This window comes from Halotalea alkalilenta, from assembly GCF_001648175.1.
Taxonomy (GTDB): Bacteria; Pseudomonadota; Gammaproteobacteria; order Pseudomonadales; family Halomonadaceae; genus Halotalea; species Halotalea alkalilenta_A.
The window spans coordinates 4,106,647-4,120,964 of the sequence record NZ_CP015243.1 but is presented as its reverse complement, the minus strand read 5'-3'; the positions used below and the strand labels follow the sequence as shown (position 1 = coordinate 4,120,964).

The 14,318-nt window shown below is 65.8% G+C and carries 15 protein-coding genes; 10 read left to right on the top strand and 5 right to left on the bottom strand.

The window, feature by feature from the left end:
- Nucleotides 1-106 precede the first annotated feature (106 nt).
- The 3 genes from A5892_RS18450 to A5892_RS18440 all read left to right on the top strand — a co-directional run bounded on the left by A5892_RS18450 (nt 107) and on the right by A5892_RS18440 (nt 4,205).
- Entirely contained in the window at nt 107-796 is a 690-nt protein-coding gene (locus A5892_RS18450) for a DUF1007 family protein (RefSeq protein WP_223302732.1), read from the top strand.
- On the top strand, nt 781-1,824 hold the full coding sequence (locus tag A5892_RS18445; protein WP_082890558.1) for a nickel/cobalt transporter: 1,044 nt from the start codon (nt 781-783) through the stop codon (nt 1,822-1,824). The genes A5892_RS18450 and A5892_RS18445 overlap by 16 nt, the downstream gene beginning before the upstream one ends.
- Nucleotides 1,825-2,003: 179 nt before the next feature.
- Nucleotides 2,004-4,205, top strand: coding sequence for a TonB-dependent siderophore receptor (locus tag A5892_RS18440; RefSeq protein ID WP_082890557.1), 2,202 nt, complete (start codon nt 2,004-2,006; stop codon nt 4,203-4,205).
- A 108-nt stretch (nt 4,206-4,313) separates the two neighbouring features.
- Here A5892_RS18440 and A5892_RS18435 read toward each other — a convergent pair whose 3' ends face one another.
- Nucleotides 4,314-5,186, bottom strand: a complete 873-nt coding sequence (locus tag A5892_RS18435) for a phytanoyl-CoA dioxygenase family protein (RefSeq protein ID WP_064124036.1) — start codon at nt 5,184-5,186, stop codon at nt 4,314-4,316.
- Nucleotides 5,187-5,353: 167 nt separating this feature from the next.
- A complete protein-coding gene (locus tag A5892_RS18430; protein WP_064124035.1) occupies nt 5,354-6,202 on the bottom strand; it encodes a siderophore-interacting protein in 849 nt (282 codons plus the stop codon).
- 198 nt (nt 6,203-6,400) lie between these two features.
- Here A5892_RS18430 and A5892_RS18425 point away from each other — a divergent pair, with 198 nt between their 5' ends.
- Genes A5892_RS18425 through A5892_RS18415 form a run of 3 tightly spaced genes read left to right on the top strand, consistent with a single transcriptional unit; the run spans nt 6,401 to nt 8,120 of the window.
- Nucleotides 6,401-7,075, top strand: coding sequence for an HAD family hydrolase (locus tag A5892_RS18425; protein WP_064124034.1), 675 nt, complete (start codon nt 6,401-6,403; stop codon nt 7,073-7,075).
- Nucleotides 7,075-7,830, top strand: a complete 756-nt coding sequence (locus tag A5892_RS18420; protein ID WP_064124033.1) for a formate dehydrogenase accessory sulfurtransferase FdhD — start codon at nt 7,075-7,077, stop codon at nt 7,828-7,830. The genes A5892_RS18425 and A5892_RS18420 overlap by 1 nt, the downstream gene beginning before the upstream one ends.
- Nucleotides 7,827-8,120, top strand: a complete 294-nt coding sequence (locus A5892_RS18415) for a MarR family transcriptional regulator (RefSeq protein WP_064124032.1) — start codon at nt 7,827-7,829, stop codon at nt 8,118-8,120. Before A5892_RS18420 ends, A5892_RS18415 begins: the two co-directional genes overlap by 4 nt.
- A 67-nt stretch (nt 8,121-8,187) precedes the next feature.
- Here the strand turns inward: A5892_RS18415 and A5892_RS18410 are convergent, their stop codons facing one another.
- A complete protein-coding gene (locus tag A5892_RS18410) occupies nt 8,188-8,319 on the bottom strand; it encodes an entericidin A/B family lipoprotein (RefSeq protein ID WP_223302897.1) in 132 nt (43 codons plus the stop codon).
- Between the two features lie 86 nt (nt 8,320-8,405).
- Complete coding sequence (locus A5892_RS18405; RefSeq protein WP_082890556.1) at nt 8,406-9,347, bottom strand: LysR family transcriptional regulator; 942 nt, start codon at nt 9,345-9,347, stop codon at nt 8,406-8,408.
- Between the two features lie 202 nt (nt 9,348-9,549).
- On the opposite strand from A5892_RS18405, the gene trpB reads away from it, so the two are divergent.
- From trpB to A5892_RS18390, 3 genes are all read left to right on the top strand, one after another.
- Nucleotides 9,550-10,860 (top strand): tryptophan synthase subunit beta, encoded by a 1,311-nt coding sequence (gene trpB, locus A5892_RS18400; protein ID WP_064124030.1) that lies wholly within the window; start codon nt 9,550-9,552, stop codon nt 10,858-10,860.
- Nucleotides 10,860-11,672, top strand: a complete 813-nt coding sequence (trpA, locus tag A5892_RS18395) for a tryptophan synthase subunit alpha (RefSeq protein ID WP_064124029.1) — start codon at nt 10,860-10,862, stop codon at nt 11,670-11,672. The genes trpB and trpA overlap by 1 nt, the downstream gene beginning before the upstream one ends.
- 88 nt (nt 11,673-11,760) lie before the next feature.
- On the top strand, nt 11,761-12,156 hold the full coding sequence (locus A5892_RS18390) for an I78 family peptidase inhibitor (RefSeq protein ID WP_064124028.1): 396 nt from the start codon (nt 11,761-11,763) through the stop codon (nt 12,154-12,156).
- A gap of 124 nt (nt 12,157-12,280) precedes the next feature.
- Here A5892_RS18390 and A5892_RS18385 read toward each other — a convergent pair whose 3' ends face one another.
- A complete protein-coding gene (locus A5892_RS18385) occupies nt 12,281-13,336 on the bottom strand; it encodes an acyltransferase family protein (protein ID WP_064124027.1) in 1,056 nt (351 codons plus the stop codon).
- Between the two features lie 227 nt (nt 13,337-13,563).
- Between A5892_RS18385 and A5892_RS18380 the strand changes: the two genes are divergently transcribed.
- Nucleotides 13,564-14,307, top strand: a complete 744-nt coding sequence (locus A5892_RS18380) for an alpha/beta hydrolase (RefSeq protein WP_064124026.1) — start codon at nt 13,564-13,566, stop codon at nt 14,305-14,307.
- Nucleotides 14,308-14,318: the final 11 nt, after the last annotated feature.

The window sequence follows — 14,318 nt, the reverse complement described above, 5'->3', positions numbered from 1 at the left end:
TAGGTATAACCGTTTTCGTAGTGTGGTTAAAAGACTACGAGTTTGAAAGTGGCGCAATGTCGCGCTCTTCGTTCATCGGTCGCGTATCGCGCCAGGAGTTTCTCGGGTGTTTCCGCTGTCATCGCAAGCGCTTTCCCTGTACCGCCGCACCGCTTGGTCGGCATTGCTCGCGGCCGCGCTGTTGGCACTGAGCCAAGTGGTCCAGGCCCATCCCCACGGCTGGGTCGATTACCGTGTCGAGGTGCGCTTCGACGACCAGGGAAGAGTGGTGGCCCTGCGCGAGGTGTGGAGGATGGATCCGTTCTACAGTTTGACGCTGATCGAGGAGATGGAGGCTGCCGGCACCGACGAGGACGGCCGCTTGAAACTCGACCAGGATATCACCGAGACCCTCGCCGCCGGGCGCTACCTGACCCATCTCTATGCCGGCGATGTCGATGCGGGCCCGGAGCTTGGCCAGGGCGAGGTCGACGAGGTCCACGTCGAGCGCGAGGGCAGCCGCATCCTGGTCAGCTTCGAACTCCCGCTCGCCGAGCCGCTGCGCCCGACCGAGCAACGGCCGTTGCGCTATCAGATCTTCGATAGCTCCTACTACATCGAATTTCTCCACGATCCCGACGATGTGGCGATCTCGCTGATCGACGCACCCGAGGGCTGCGAGTCACGGGTAATTCCGGCCGATCCCGACCCCTCGCTGGTCGCCCAGGCCGCGATGATCGACGTCGATGGCCAGGCGCCCGAAGGGCTTGGCCGGTTCTTCACCGATACCGGAGAGATCCTATGCTCCGCCGATTGAGCCCCTGGGCTTTGCTGTTGCTGGCGTTGGTCATCGGCATGCCATGGTGGCTTTCGCTGCTCGAACGCGCCTACGGCAGCCTGATCGTGTGGATCCTCGGCTGGCAGCGGGACTTCCACCGTCAGTTGGTCGAGACCTTCACTTCGCTGGCCGAGCGGCCCAGTGGCGAGATGGTGTGGGGCATGATGGCGCTGAGCCTGGCCTACGGCATCTTCCACGCCGCGGGCCCGGGGCACGGCAAGGCGGTGATCGCGAGCTACCTGGTGACCCAGCGTACCCGGCTCGGTCGCGGCATCGCGCTTTCGATGCTGGCGGCGGCCGCCCAGGCGCTGGTGGCGATCATCACCGTCGCGGTACTGGTGTTCGGTTTCGGCTGGCTGGCCTCGAAGGCGGTGGCCAGTAGCCGCTACCTCGAGGCGGCGAGCTTCGCCATGGTGGCGACGCTCGGTGCGTGGCTTGCGGCTCGCGCGGGGCTTCGCCTCTGGCGGTTGCACCGCGCAAAGCCCCGGGTCCAAGCCATCGAGCCGCAGCCGCTGGGCGATATCGCCGGTTTCCAGCCCGTCCCGCCGACGCTTGCGGCACGCAGCGGCATAGGGCTTGCGCCACAGGCGCACGCTAAGCACGGCGACGCGTGCGCCTGCTGTGGGGCAGGCCATCACATCGATCCCGCCCGGCTCGAAGGGCACTGGCGCGACGACGCCGCGGCGGTACTCGCGATCGGTTTGCGCCCGTGCAGCGGAGCGCTGCTGGTGCTCGGCGTCGCCGCGCTGCTGGGACAGTGGCTCGCGGGTGTTCTCGCTGTACTGGCGATGGGGCTCGGCACCGGGTTGACCGTTGCCGCACTGGCGATCCTCAGCGTCTACGCCCGTGACCTGGTGCTGCGCCTCGGCGTGCGTAACGGCACTCGCATGCTGCGGCTCTCCCATTGGCTTGCGATGGCGGGAGGCGTGGTGCTCTGCCTGCTCGGCTCGCTGCTGCTGGTGGCGTCGCTCACCCGGCCGGAGGCGGGTTCACCTTTCGGATTCTGACCAACGCATTGTGAAAAGAACGTGGTTTGGCGGGATCAAATTGATAGGATTTATCATTTGCGGTCTAATTCATCTTCAGTTTCATTTGGGGATGACAAGCCGCAGCATAGCGGCGGCGCCCTGGTCCGACGATCAGCCGATCGATTCTGTCCGGTAAGAGACTCAAGGGAATGCGAGCAATGAGAGATTCACGTCTTGGTAAGGGGCATGCGTTATCGGGAGTAGCACTCGGCCTCATGGTGATGCACGCCTCGCCGTTGGTGCTGGCCCAGCAGGCCGATGGCGACACCGCGGAGCAGTCCGGGGCGGTGGTCGCGTCGCCCCAGAATGGCAGCCGGCTGGATACCATCACCGTGCAGGGCAACCGTCTCTATCACATGGCGCCCTCGGAGCAAACCAAGGGCTACGCGGTCGATTCCGCCACCGTCGGTACCAAGACCCCGGCGGCGCTGCGCGACATCCCGCAGTCGATCAGCGTGGTGACCCGCGAGGCGATCGAGGACCAGAACTTCCACACCCTCGACGAAATGGCGCGGCGTACGCCTGGGATGCGGGTGCTCAACAATGACAACGGGCGTTCGTCGATCTACTCGCGCGGCTACGAGTACGACGAATACAGCATCGATGGCCTGCCGGCGCCGATGGCGAGCATTGTAGGCTCGGTGCCGCAGCTCGGCGCTTTCGACCGGGTCGAAGTGATGCGTGGTCCCTCGGGGCTATTCAACAGCACCAGCGAAATGGGTGGGATCGTCAACCTGGTGCGCAAGCGCCCGACCCCTGACTTCCAGGGCAGCTTCACTGGCAGCTACGGCAGCTGGAACCAGCGCTATCTCGAAAGCGATATCTCCGGGCCGCTGAATGCCTCCGGCAGCGTGCGCGGGCGGATGGTGATCTCCAACACCGACTCCGACGGCTTCGTCGACAACAACGACAACGAAGCCAACAGCTTCTACGGCGCGCTGGACATCGACCTCGATGAAGCCACCGAGCTTTCGCTGGCGTTCCTGCGTCAGAGCTATGACATCGACGTCAACAATGGGGTCGCTACCGATACCAGCGGCAATCTGCTCGACTACTCCCGTAATACCGCCTTCGGCGCCGATTGGAACGCTTTCCAGAGCCAGTCCAACGATTGGATCGCCGAGTTGACCCACCAATTCGACAATGGCGGCTACGGCCGAGTGGCCGCGCGTTACTCCACGCGCAACGCTGACTTCAACTACGCCTACGGTGGCAGCGGGGTCTCGGCCAGCGACACCATCACCGTCACCGGCCTCGGCGCCAAGGTGGACGAACGCTCGCTTGCGATCGACGCAAGCTACAGCCAGCCGTTCGAGGCCTTGGGCAACGTCAGCGAGTTCGTCGTCGGTACCGACTACAAGCGCTTCGAGCAGGACTACGAGCGCTCCGCTGCGCGTGCGCTCTATAGCAACGTCTCCGTGGATGGCATCAACGATGTTGCCTACGTCGATATCCTGGGCAATGGCCGCAACGGCGTCAGCGGCTACACCTACACCAACACGCGCTCTTCCGTCGAAGAGTACGGTCTCTACTCCAAGATCACCTTCCGGCCGATCCAGCGCCTGGCGTTGATCGCCGGTGGCCGGGTCAGCTCCTACGATGTCCATGCCTACGAACGCACGCTAGGGCAGGGCGATACCTATGGCGATGATGCGAAGTTCACCGGTTACGCGGGAGCGGTGCTCGATCTCGACGATCACCACTCGCTGTATGCAAGCTACTCCCAGGTGTTCAAGCCGCAGACCGATCTCGACGCTAGCGGCCGGCTGGTCGAGCCGCGTGAGGGTGACCAGTACGAGACCGGGATCAAGGGCAGCTACATGAATGGCCGGCTCAACGCGCGCGCCAGCCTGTTCCGCCTCTACGACAGTAACCGCGTGGTCGCCTCCGCCGATGTCGACGATCGCAACGCAGCGGCGGGCGAGACCCGGATCCAGGGGGCGGAACTCGAGGTCTCTGGGGACATTACCGCGCAGTGGGGGGTGATCGCCGGCTACACCTACATGGATACCGAGATCAAGCAAGCCAGTTCGAGCGATGCGATTTTCCTGCTGATGCCGAAGAATACCGTCAACCTCTGGACCCAGTACGCCTTCCAGGGCGGGATGCTCGATAAGTTCAGCTTCGGTGGCGGGGTCACCGCGGCCAGCAGCTTCAGTTCGTCCCAGGGCATCGATGCACCCGGCTATGCCACCGTCGATACCATGGCGGCCTACGACTTCACCCCGAACCTGCGCGGCCAGCTCAACGTCAACAACGTGTTCGACCGCAAGTACTACGAGCGGGTCGGTAGTTTCGGCACCTTCAACATGTACGGCGCGCCTCGCAACGTGGTCGCCTCGCTGCGCTATCAGTTCTAAGCGCGGCTGGCCTGGCCCCCGGGCCGATGCAACGACGACGCCCAGGCTTTGGCCTGGGCGTCGTCGTTGCCACCGAGCGTCCAAGCGCTCCCGTAAGCCGCCGGTCGTTCAGGCCGAGGCGACGTCCTTTCCCGCCTGCTGAACGAAGAACGAGGCGCCGCGCGGTTTCTGCGGCAGCTTCAGCACGTTTGCCGTGGTCCTTACCGTGCCGCTCTCCTCGCCGTTGACGATCACCCCCTGGTGCTGGCTCGGCAGTGGGTTCTCCCCGTACGGCAAGGCATCCTCCGCGGCATAGACCGTGATGAACAGCGTGCGTGGCAGGTCGGAGTCGTTGGGCTTGGAGGCGTGCAGCAGCCGGGTGTGCATGAAGCAGACCGATCCCGCCGGACCGAGGCACTCGACCGGCGAGGCGCACTCTCGTTCGATGACCTCTTCATCCACCGCGCCGGTGAAGCGATCTCCCCGCCAGTGGGAGTGAAGCGGCCCGTTATGGCTGCCCGGGATCACTTGCAGCGGGCCGTTCTCAGCGGTGACCTCGCTGATCATCAGCAGCGCCGTGATCAGGTCATCGTTGCTGTGCGGGGTGAATAGGAAGTCCTGGTGCCATTTCACCTCGGTGGCGGTTCGTGGCAGCTTCGAATTGATCTTGCTGTGATGGAAGCGTACCCCTCCCGCACCGATCAGCTGGCCGACCATCGCCGCCATGGGGGAGTCGAAGGCGGCGGTGAGATAGGCTGGCGAGACCTCGGTGGGCGAACTGACCCGGCGCAGCGAGGGGTGATCGAAGGCGTGATCGCGCTCGAGATCGAAGCGGGGTCGTCCGTCCAGGGTGCTGCCGTAGGCAGCCTGGTGCTCTCTGCTCTGTTCGACCCAGGTCGAGAACTCGCGCTGCAGTTCAGCGATTTGGCCGCTGTCCAGTACGTTCTCGACCATCAAATAGCCATCGCGATGAAAGGCATCGATCTGCGCTTGGTTCAACATGTGGCCTCCGAAAGGGCAGCGGCGGGGATCGCTATCGAGGCTAGGGCAATGAAGGGGGTGGATAAACAATCAAATTCCGCTGCTCGCGATCAGTTTTTGCGATCCAGTCGGTACGCGCGAACGAACATCCACAACCGTCACCCGCAGGGGAGGCTCGGGGGAGTGGCTCAGAGTTCGTCCATCACCCGGTGTCGCTCCTGGTGATAGGTTTCCTCATCAAGGGTGTACTTCCAGTAGGGCACGGCATAGAGCATCGGCTTGCTCAACGCATGGCGATCGCGTAGGTGATCGCGCAGCGCGATCACCGCTGCGTTCTCGCCGCCGACCCAGGCGAACAGCGACGCCTGCGATGGGATGTCGAGCGCAATCGCCGCGTCGAGCAGCAAGCGCGATTCGCTCGGGCTCTTGGCTGCGCGCACCAGCCAGCGCAGCTCCACGCCGCTGGGATGGCGCAGCTCCTGGCGCTCGGCCTGGTCGGGGATCTCGATCAGCGCGCAGCCGCGTGCGTCTTCGGGCAGTCGCTCCAGCATCGCCGCGATCGCCGGCAGCGCGGTCATGTCTCCCGCAAGCAGGGTCCAATCGGCCGGCTTCAGCATCGGCATCGGCCCGCCCGGGCCCGCGATGCCGATCCGATCGCCTGGGCGCGCAGCGAGCGCCCAGCGCGAGGCGGGCCCTTCATCGCCGTGGGCGACGAAGTCGACGACCAGCTCGCCTTTTTCCCGGTCGCAGCCACGCACGCTGTAGGTGCGAACGATCGGCCGTTGGTCGGCCGGCGGCCAGACCGGCCCCTGCTCGCCGAGCGTCGGCAGGCTGGGCTCGCGCTGGCCGGGACGGGGCAGCATCAGTTTGATGTGGGCGGCGTAGGCGTTTTCGTCGAACGCATCGACCCCCTCGCCGCCAAGCACCACGCGGATCATCCTCGGGCTCAATCGCTCGGTGCGCAGCACCTCGAACATGCTGGGGGCGCGTTTCTTGCGCGGTGCCGGAGAGCCGGCAGGGCGACGGAGGTGTTGCATCAAGAGGGCTCCGGGAGATGGGAGAGGCCGAGCGGGGAGGTAGGGTACTATCGTTGAGAAAGCTTATCAAAGCGCGCCACTCAAACCTCGCGGCGGCTTTCTCCTGGCTGATAGACTAGTCCGATCGACGTGCGGGGGATCAGTCGCCTCATCGACCCGATACGTCCTCATTTTCTGCCTGCTTCGAGGAGCCCGCGAATGACGCTCAAGGCCATTTTGTTCGATTTCGATGGCACCCTGGCGAACTCCGAGGAAGCGCACCGCGGGGTCTGGAACCGAATTCTCGCCGCTTACGGCACCGAACTGGGTGAACAGGAGTACAAGCGCGACTATGCCGGACTGCCAGTGCCGGCTGGCGCGCACAAGGTCCGCAAGGCGCGGGGGCTCGCGGTCGACGAGCTCGAGCTGATCGAGCGCAAGACCCGGCTGACCGCCGAGGTGTTCGCGAGCGTCCCGGTCGAGCTGATGCCGCATGCGCGCGAGGCGCTCGAATGGGCGCGCGGCCGTGGGCTGCGCCTCGCCCTGGTGACTGGCACCGCTCGCGCCGAGCTCACCCCTACCCTCGATCACCATGGTCTCGCCGGGTTCTTCGAATGCGTGGTGACCCGCGATGACGTAGCGCACAGCAAGCCCGACCCCGAAAGCTACCTGCGGGCCCTCGAGCTGCTCGGGCTGCCTGCCTCGGCGGCGCTCGCGATCGAGGATACCTGCCATGGGGTACAGGCTGCGGACGCCGCCGAGCTGGAGGTGGTGGCGATACCCAACGACTACTCCCGCGATCACGACTTCGGCGAGGCGAGCTTCATCGCCGACGGCCTGCCCGCCGCGCTCGACTGGATCGAGCGTGAGCGGCTTGGGGGGACGGTCGAGTGATGAACGCTGGAAGACGGCTCGAGGACCGAAGCCAGGAGGCGACCGCGCGGGTCGCCGGGCCGGCCGAGCTGCCGGTGACCCTGGCCTTCGGCGCGATCGACTACGCCAGCGTGCTGGCGACGCCTACGTCGCTCGAGGCATGGGCGCTCGGCTTCAGCTATGGCGAGGGACTGATCGACCGCCGCGATCAAGTCGAAAAGATCGAGATCGATCATCTGCGCCACGGGCTTCTCGTGCGTCTTACCGTCGGCGGGCGGATCGAGCAGCGCGCCCAGGAGCAGCGCCGGGTGGGCTCCTCGACCAGCAGCTGCGGGCGCTGCGGTTCCGCCTCCGAGGCGTCGATGATGCTCGGCTTGCACCGGCTGGCGCCGAGCGTGGCTCCCGATGTCGCGGTGCTCGAGGCCGCGCTCGAATGGCTCGAGCAGGAGCGCAGGACAGGGCTGCACGTGGCGCTCGGGCTCGGCGCTGGGGGCGAACGCCTGGGCGTCGGGGTCGATATCGGTCGCCACAACGCGCTCGACAAGCTGATCGGCCAGGCAATGCTCGATCAGCGGCCGATGCCGAGCCTGGTGATGCTCTCCAGCCGCTGCAGCCTCGAACTGGTGCAGAAGGTGGTGCGCGCGGGCATTCCCGCGCTCGCCACGCTTTCGGTGCCTTCCGACCTGGCGGTGGAGACCGCGCGTCTGTGCGGGCTTCAGCTCATCCACTGCCATCGTGGCGAAAGGCTGGTACTGCTCAGCGGAGAGCTGGGATGAGCGATGCCTCGTTCGAGGCCGCGCTCGATGCCTGGCTCGCCCGCCTCATCGAGCCGCCGTATTCTCTGGCACCGCTCGAAGCCGCGGTGCTCGCCCGGCTGCTCACCGCTGAGCGCGGATTGACCAGCGGTCGAATTTCACGCGATCTCGAACTGGAGCACGCGCTGGTCTTACGCGCAGCCGTTGCGCTGGCCGAGAAGGGATGGATCGAAGCGGATCGTGGCCGGGAACGCAGCGCGCAGCTGCATCTCTCCCTCGCGGCGGCAGGCCAGGCGCTGCGCCCCGCTTGAGCGTGGCGGCAACGAAAACGCCCCGGGAAAATTCCCCGGGGCGCATTTTTCGAAGGCTCGGTGAGCCTTATTGGGCGGCGTCTTGGATAGCCTCTCCGCCCCTTTCGATGTCCTGTCCCGCACCGTCCATGGTGTTGCAGCCGGCCAGTGCGCCGGTGCCGAGCAGGGTGAGGCAGGCGAGGGCGAGATATTTCTTGATCATGAGGTCCATTCTCCTTTTTCTGGTGAATGTCGCGATTCCAGCACGACTCCCTTTACCATAGCAGGCCGGGAGCATTCCTTCGGTTACCTTTGGTTGCAATCCTTTGCCGGTGACCCGTTTTCGCCCAGCGCAGCCTCCAACCAATCCCCCAGCGCACTCGTCCTGCGGTGCTCGGCTGCACTGGCGTCGCGCCGCTGGAACAGCGCCAGGCTGGCCCCCGTGGCGACGAACCCCCAGGGGGCGAGTAGCCGCTTCTGGATTAACGCCTCCTCGATCAGCAGCCGCGGTGCGATAGCGATCCCGAGCCCGGCCTCGGCGGCTTCCAACAGATAGTAGAGATGCTCGAAGCCCTGCCCCAGGGTCAGCCGCCCGGCATCGAGCCCGACCGCCGCCGCCCACTGCGGCCATGCCTGGGGCCGGGAGGCGGTGTGCAGCAGCGGCTGGTCGAGCAGCCGCTCCAGCGGCGCCCGCTGCCCGGCAGCGATCCCGATGCGCTCTGCGCCGGCGGGGGCGAGCACCGGGCCGATCCACTCCGGTGCGAGGACTCGCGCTTCGGTCTCGAAGGGCCAAGGGGGAGAGGCGAACAGCAGGCTCGCATCGACGCCATCCCCCAGTGGTTCCAACCCATGCTCGCTCGATACCACCTGCAGGCGCAGCTCGGGCAGGGCCTGATTGAGCCGGTCGAGGCGCGGGATCAGCCAGCGCGCGAGCAGGCTGCCGGGGCAGGCCAGGGCAAAGGGCGCACGCGCGCGCGATCGCTCCAGTGCCCGGCGCGCCTCGCGCAGCCGCTCGAAAGCATCGGAGCAGGCGTAGGCGAAGGTCTCGCCTTGGGCGGTGAGCTCGAGCCTGCGGCCGCGACGAATGAACAACTGCGTGTCGAGCTCGCTTTCGAGCGCCTTGAGCTGGCGGCTTACCGCGCCATGGGTGATGTTGAGCGCCTGTGCCGCCGCGCTCGCCGAGCCCAGGCGGGCGGTGGCTTCGAAGGCGCGCAGGGCGGTGAGCGAGGGAAGGTCGTCGCGGGGCATGGTGGCAGCGTCTCGAGCGAAGGGGTACCGATACGGGTCGTGCTTGTGAGCATAACTCACAAGCACGCCCATTTTTATCGATTTTCATCGCCGCCCGGCTGCACTAAGGTGGGATCATTCTTCGCTCCGAGCTTCCATCGCCGGGGCGTATGTCGAGACATGCTCGCGCGTATTCGCGCAGCCCTTCCGAGAGGCAATCGCCATGACCACCAACGCCACGCCCGTACGCAGCGGCGCCGGCCCCGACGCCGACGGTTTCTTCGGCGATTTCGGTGGCCGATTCGTCGCCGAGACGCTGATGCCGCTGATTCTCCAGCTCGAGCAAGCCTATGAAGCGTCGAAGACGGACCCTGAGTTTCGTCGCGAGCTGGCCTACTTCCAGCGCGACTACGTCGGCCGTCCGAGCCCGCTCTACCACGCCGAGCGGCTGAGCGAAGCCCTCGGTGGGGCGAAGATCTACTTCAAGCGCGAAGACCTCAATCACACCGGTGCGCACAAGATCAACAACTGCATCGGCCAGATCCTGCTGGCGAAGAAGATGGGCAAGCAGCGGATCATCGCCGAGACCGGTGCGGGTATGCATGGTGTCGCCACCGCCACTGTGGCCGCGCGCTTCGGCATGCAGTGCGTGGTCTACATGGGCGCCACCGACATCGAGCGCCAGCAGCCCAACGTGTTCCGCATGAAGCTGCTCGGTGCGCAGGTGATCCCCGTTACCGCCGGCACCGGCACGCTCAAGGATGCAATGAACGAGGCGCTGCGTGACTGGGTCACCAACGTCGACGACACCTTCTACATCATCGGCACCGTCGCCGGGCCTCATCCCTATCCCGCCATGGTGCGCGACTTCCAGGCGGTGATCGGCCGCGAGACCCGCGAGCAGATCATCGACAAGGAGGGGCGCCTGCCCGACTCGCTGGTGGCCTGCATCGGTGGCGGGTCGAACGCGATGGGCCTGTTCCACCCCATGCTCGAGGACGAGGCGATCAGAATGATCGGCGTGGAGGCGGGAGGCCACGGCATCGAGACCGGCGAGCACGCGGCGAGCCTCAACGGTGGGGTGCCGGGGGTGCTGCACGGCAATCGCACCTATCTGCTGCAGGACGAGGACGGCCAGATCAAGGACGCCCATTCGGTCTCGGCCGGGCTCGACTACCCGGGCATCGGCCCGGAGCACGCCTTCCTCTTCTCCTCCGGGCGGGTCGAGTACGTCTCGATCACCGATGATGAAGCGGTCGATGCGTTCAAGACCTGCTGTCATCTCGAAGGCATCATCCCGGCGCTCGAATCGGCCCACGCGATCGCCCATGCGGTCAAGCTGGCACCGCGGCTTCCGCGGGATCACCTGATGGTGATCAATCTCAGCGGGCGCGGCGACAAGGACATGGCGAGCGTCGCTGCCTATCTCGAAAAGCGCGGTGACACCGAGGTGCTGCCCGATACTGCCGAAGACGCGCGCGATGTCGACGACCTGCAGTTCGGCCAGGGATCCAACCAAGGGGAGACGCACTGATGAGTTCGCGGATCACTGCGCGCTTCGACGCGCTCAAGCAGGAAAACCGCGCCGCCTTGGTGACCTTCGTCACCGCTGGTGACCCGAGCTTCGATGCATCGCTTGCGATCCTCGAGGCGCTGCCCGGGGCCGGCGCGGACATCATCGAGCTCGGCATGCCGTTCACCGACCCGATGGCGGACGGCCCGGCGATCCAGAAAGCCGCGCTGCGCGCGCTCGCCGCCGGCCAGACCCAGATCAAGACGCTCGAAATGGTGAAGCGCTTCCGTGAGCGCGACACCACCACGCCGATCGTACTGATGGGCTACTACAACCCGATCTACCGCTATGGCGTCGAGCGCTTCCTGGTCGATGCCAAGGCCGCCGGGGTCGATGGCCTGATCGTCGTCGACCTGCCGCCCGAGCATGATGCCGAGCTCTGCCTGCCGGCCCGGGAGGCGGGCATCGACTTCATTCGCCTCGCCACCCCGACCACCGACGACAAGCGGCTGCCGAAGGTGCTCGAGAACACCTCGGGCTTCGTTTACTACGTCTCGGTCGCAGGCGTTACCGGCGCTCGCGCCCCTACGCCGGCCGATGTCGAGCGTGCGGTAGGGCGAATCAAAGAGCACAGCCAGCTGCCAGTGGCGGTGGGCTTCGGCATTCGTCGAGCGCAACAGGCCGAGGAGATCGCTCGCTTCAGCGATGCGGTGGTGGTGGGCTCCGCCCTGGTCGATTGCATCGAAGGCGCGGTCGACACCGCCACAGCGGTGGCCGAGATCAGCCGGCTGACCCGTGAGCTCGCCGAGGGCGTGCGCGCCGCGCGCCGCTGAATCGCGCTGGTTTGGTGATCCGCTGCTAAGCTGGGCAGGGTCGGCCGGTGTCGCCATTAGCGCCCGGCCATGAACAAGGAGGCAAGGAATGAAAGGAACCCTCGTAGGTGGCGTGGTGCTGGCCATGGCGCTCAGCGCCTGTTCTTCCACCCCCGAGCAGGAGATACCAGGCGCGCCTCCCGGCGTCGAGTATCTCTCCCCATCGAACCAGCACCAGGGCACGGGTGCCAGCGGCGCACAGCCGAGCGATACGCAGCAGACGCAGACCGGCGCGCCCGACCAGCAGTGCGATGCCGGCAGGGTCGAGAGCTATGTTGGCCAGACCGGTAGCGATGCGCTCTACGCGGAGCTCCTCGCACTCAGCGGTGCGCGCCAGCAGCGCGTACTGGCGCCGCACACCGCGGCGACCATGGACTATCGTGATGACCGGCTCAACATCCGCACCGACGACAAGGGCGTGATCAACGGCCTCGACTGTGGCTGATGATCCGACCCGGTAGCACTGAAGCGCCCGGCTGATTTCGCCGGGCGCTTTGGCGTTCGATGCACCGTGCCGCGGTCGTCTCGGATCGCGCGTTCAATGACCCTCGATCGGTGGGACTCGCGCTTCAAGTGTTCGGCTCGAGCCGCTCTTCAGCCCGCGGCGGGCGCCGTGACAGCCCCAGGCTGCGTTTGAGCCGGCGCGACAGCGCCATCTCGACGTAGGTGAAGCTGAGCCAGGAGCCGACGGCGATCACCGGCAGGCACAGCGCCAGGGTCAGGTAAGGGTCGAGGCCGAGCCGGCGGTGGAGCAAGTAAGCGCCGCACCAGAGCACGATGACGTGGAGCAGGTAGACCGAGTAGGACCAGTCGCCGAGGTGCTTGAGCACGCGATTGCCGTCGAACAGCTTCTCCATGCTGATCAAGGCGGCGACCAGTGCGGCGCTGGGCAGGCCCCAGGTCAACAGGCGATAGGGATGCTGGTCGTCGAACTGCAGGATCATCGCTACAGCGCCCGCGGCGATCGCCGCGGGGACCAGCAAGGCCCAGCCCGACAGGGCGGGCAGCCAGCCACGACGGTAGATCAACGCGAGACCGATGCCGAGCAGGAACTCGTAGATCACCGGGTTGGTGTAGAAGCTCGAGATGAATGGCTGGTGGGCGAGCCAGCCGCCGAGCAGCACCACCAGCAGCGTCGTGATCCATACCCGGTGCCGTCGCCCGGCGAGCAGCGAGAGCGCGAACAGGGCGTAGAACATCATCTCGAAGTTCAGCGTCCAGCCCACCGGAAGGATCGGATAGAAACCGAAGCCGGCCGGGTTCTGGGTCGGAATGAAGAGCAGCGACTTGAGCAGCGCCACCGGGTCGAGGCCATAGTTCGGCATCATCCGCGCGTCGAAGTAGATGATCGACGCGGTGATCAGAGTGAAGATCCAGTAGGCGGGAGCGATGCGGATCAAGCGTTCGAGCATGAAGCGAGGGGAGTGGATCGATTTGCCTGCGCTGGCCAGATAGATCACGAAGCCGCTGATCACGAAGAAGATGTCGACGCCGACTTGACCGCGGGTGGAGAGCAACTGCCCGGTCAGGCTTTCGGCCTTGAAATTGAAAAACACCTGCATGAAGTGGTGGAAGACCACGAGCCAAGCGGCGAAGGCCCGCAGTGCCTGGATCGAAACCAGCATAGGCGATGAGTCCCTTGTCTTTCTGATTCGTCTGATCCCTCGCGTGCAGCGCTTGGATTGCCGCCGCCGCGTAGAACTTTCGCAGTATGGACCGCGGTTGGGATGGATCGATCGCCGGAATTTCAACTCGACACAAAAAAGCAACGCGTCGTTAACCGTCGCTTGGCTCGACAAGCACGGGTCCGCGCGGCGTAATAGGGCATCTCATTCAAAGCGGAGCAGTGGTCATGGCATGGCTGCAGTGCAGATTCGCGTCCGAGGTACTCGGCATCGACGCCTCTCTCCAGGCGCTGGTACCGGAGCACGGCGATGGCCCGTGGCCGGTGCTCTACCTGCTCCACGGGCTCAGTGACGACGACAGCGCCTGGTGCCGGCAGACCGCGATCGAACGCTACGCCGCCGAGCGCAATCTCGCCGTGGTGATGCCGGCCTGCGGACGCGGCTTCTACACCGACATGCGGCACGGCCCGCGCTGGTACGCCTTTCTCACCGAGGAGCTGCCGAGCCTCGCCGAACGGCTACTGCCGATCTCGCGCCGTCGCGAGGAGACCTTCGTCGCCGGGCTTTCGATGGGCGGCTACGGCGCCTTCAAGTGGGCGCTGCGAGAGCCGCAGCGCTTCGCCGCCGCGGCCAGTCTCTCCGGCTCGCTCGATATCGTCGCGGTTGCGCAGCGCCTGGACCCGCCGCCGGATTTCGGGCTGATCTTCGCCGATCGCGATCCGCGCGGCGGCGAGGACGACCTGTTCGCGCTGCTCGATCGCTATCGCCAGCTGCCTTCGGCCGCGCCCAGGCTCTATCAGTGGTGCGGTACCGAGGACTTCCTCTATCGGCCCAATCTCGACTTCCGCGACGCGGCTTTCGACGCCGGGCTCGAGCTGCGCTACGAGGAGGGCCCGGGGGATCATCAATGGCACTATTGGGACCAGCAGATCCAGCGCGTGCTCGATTGGTTGCCGCTGCCGGGCCGCTGATTGCCATCAAC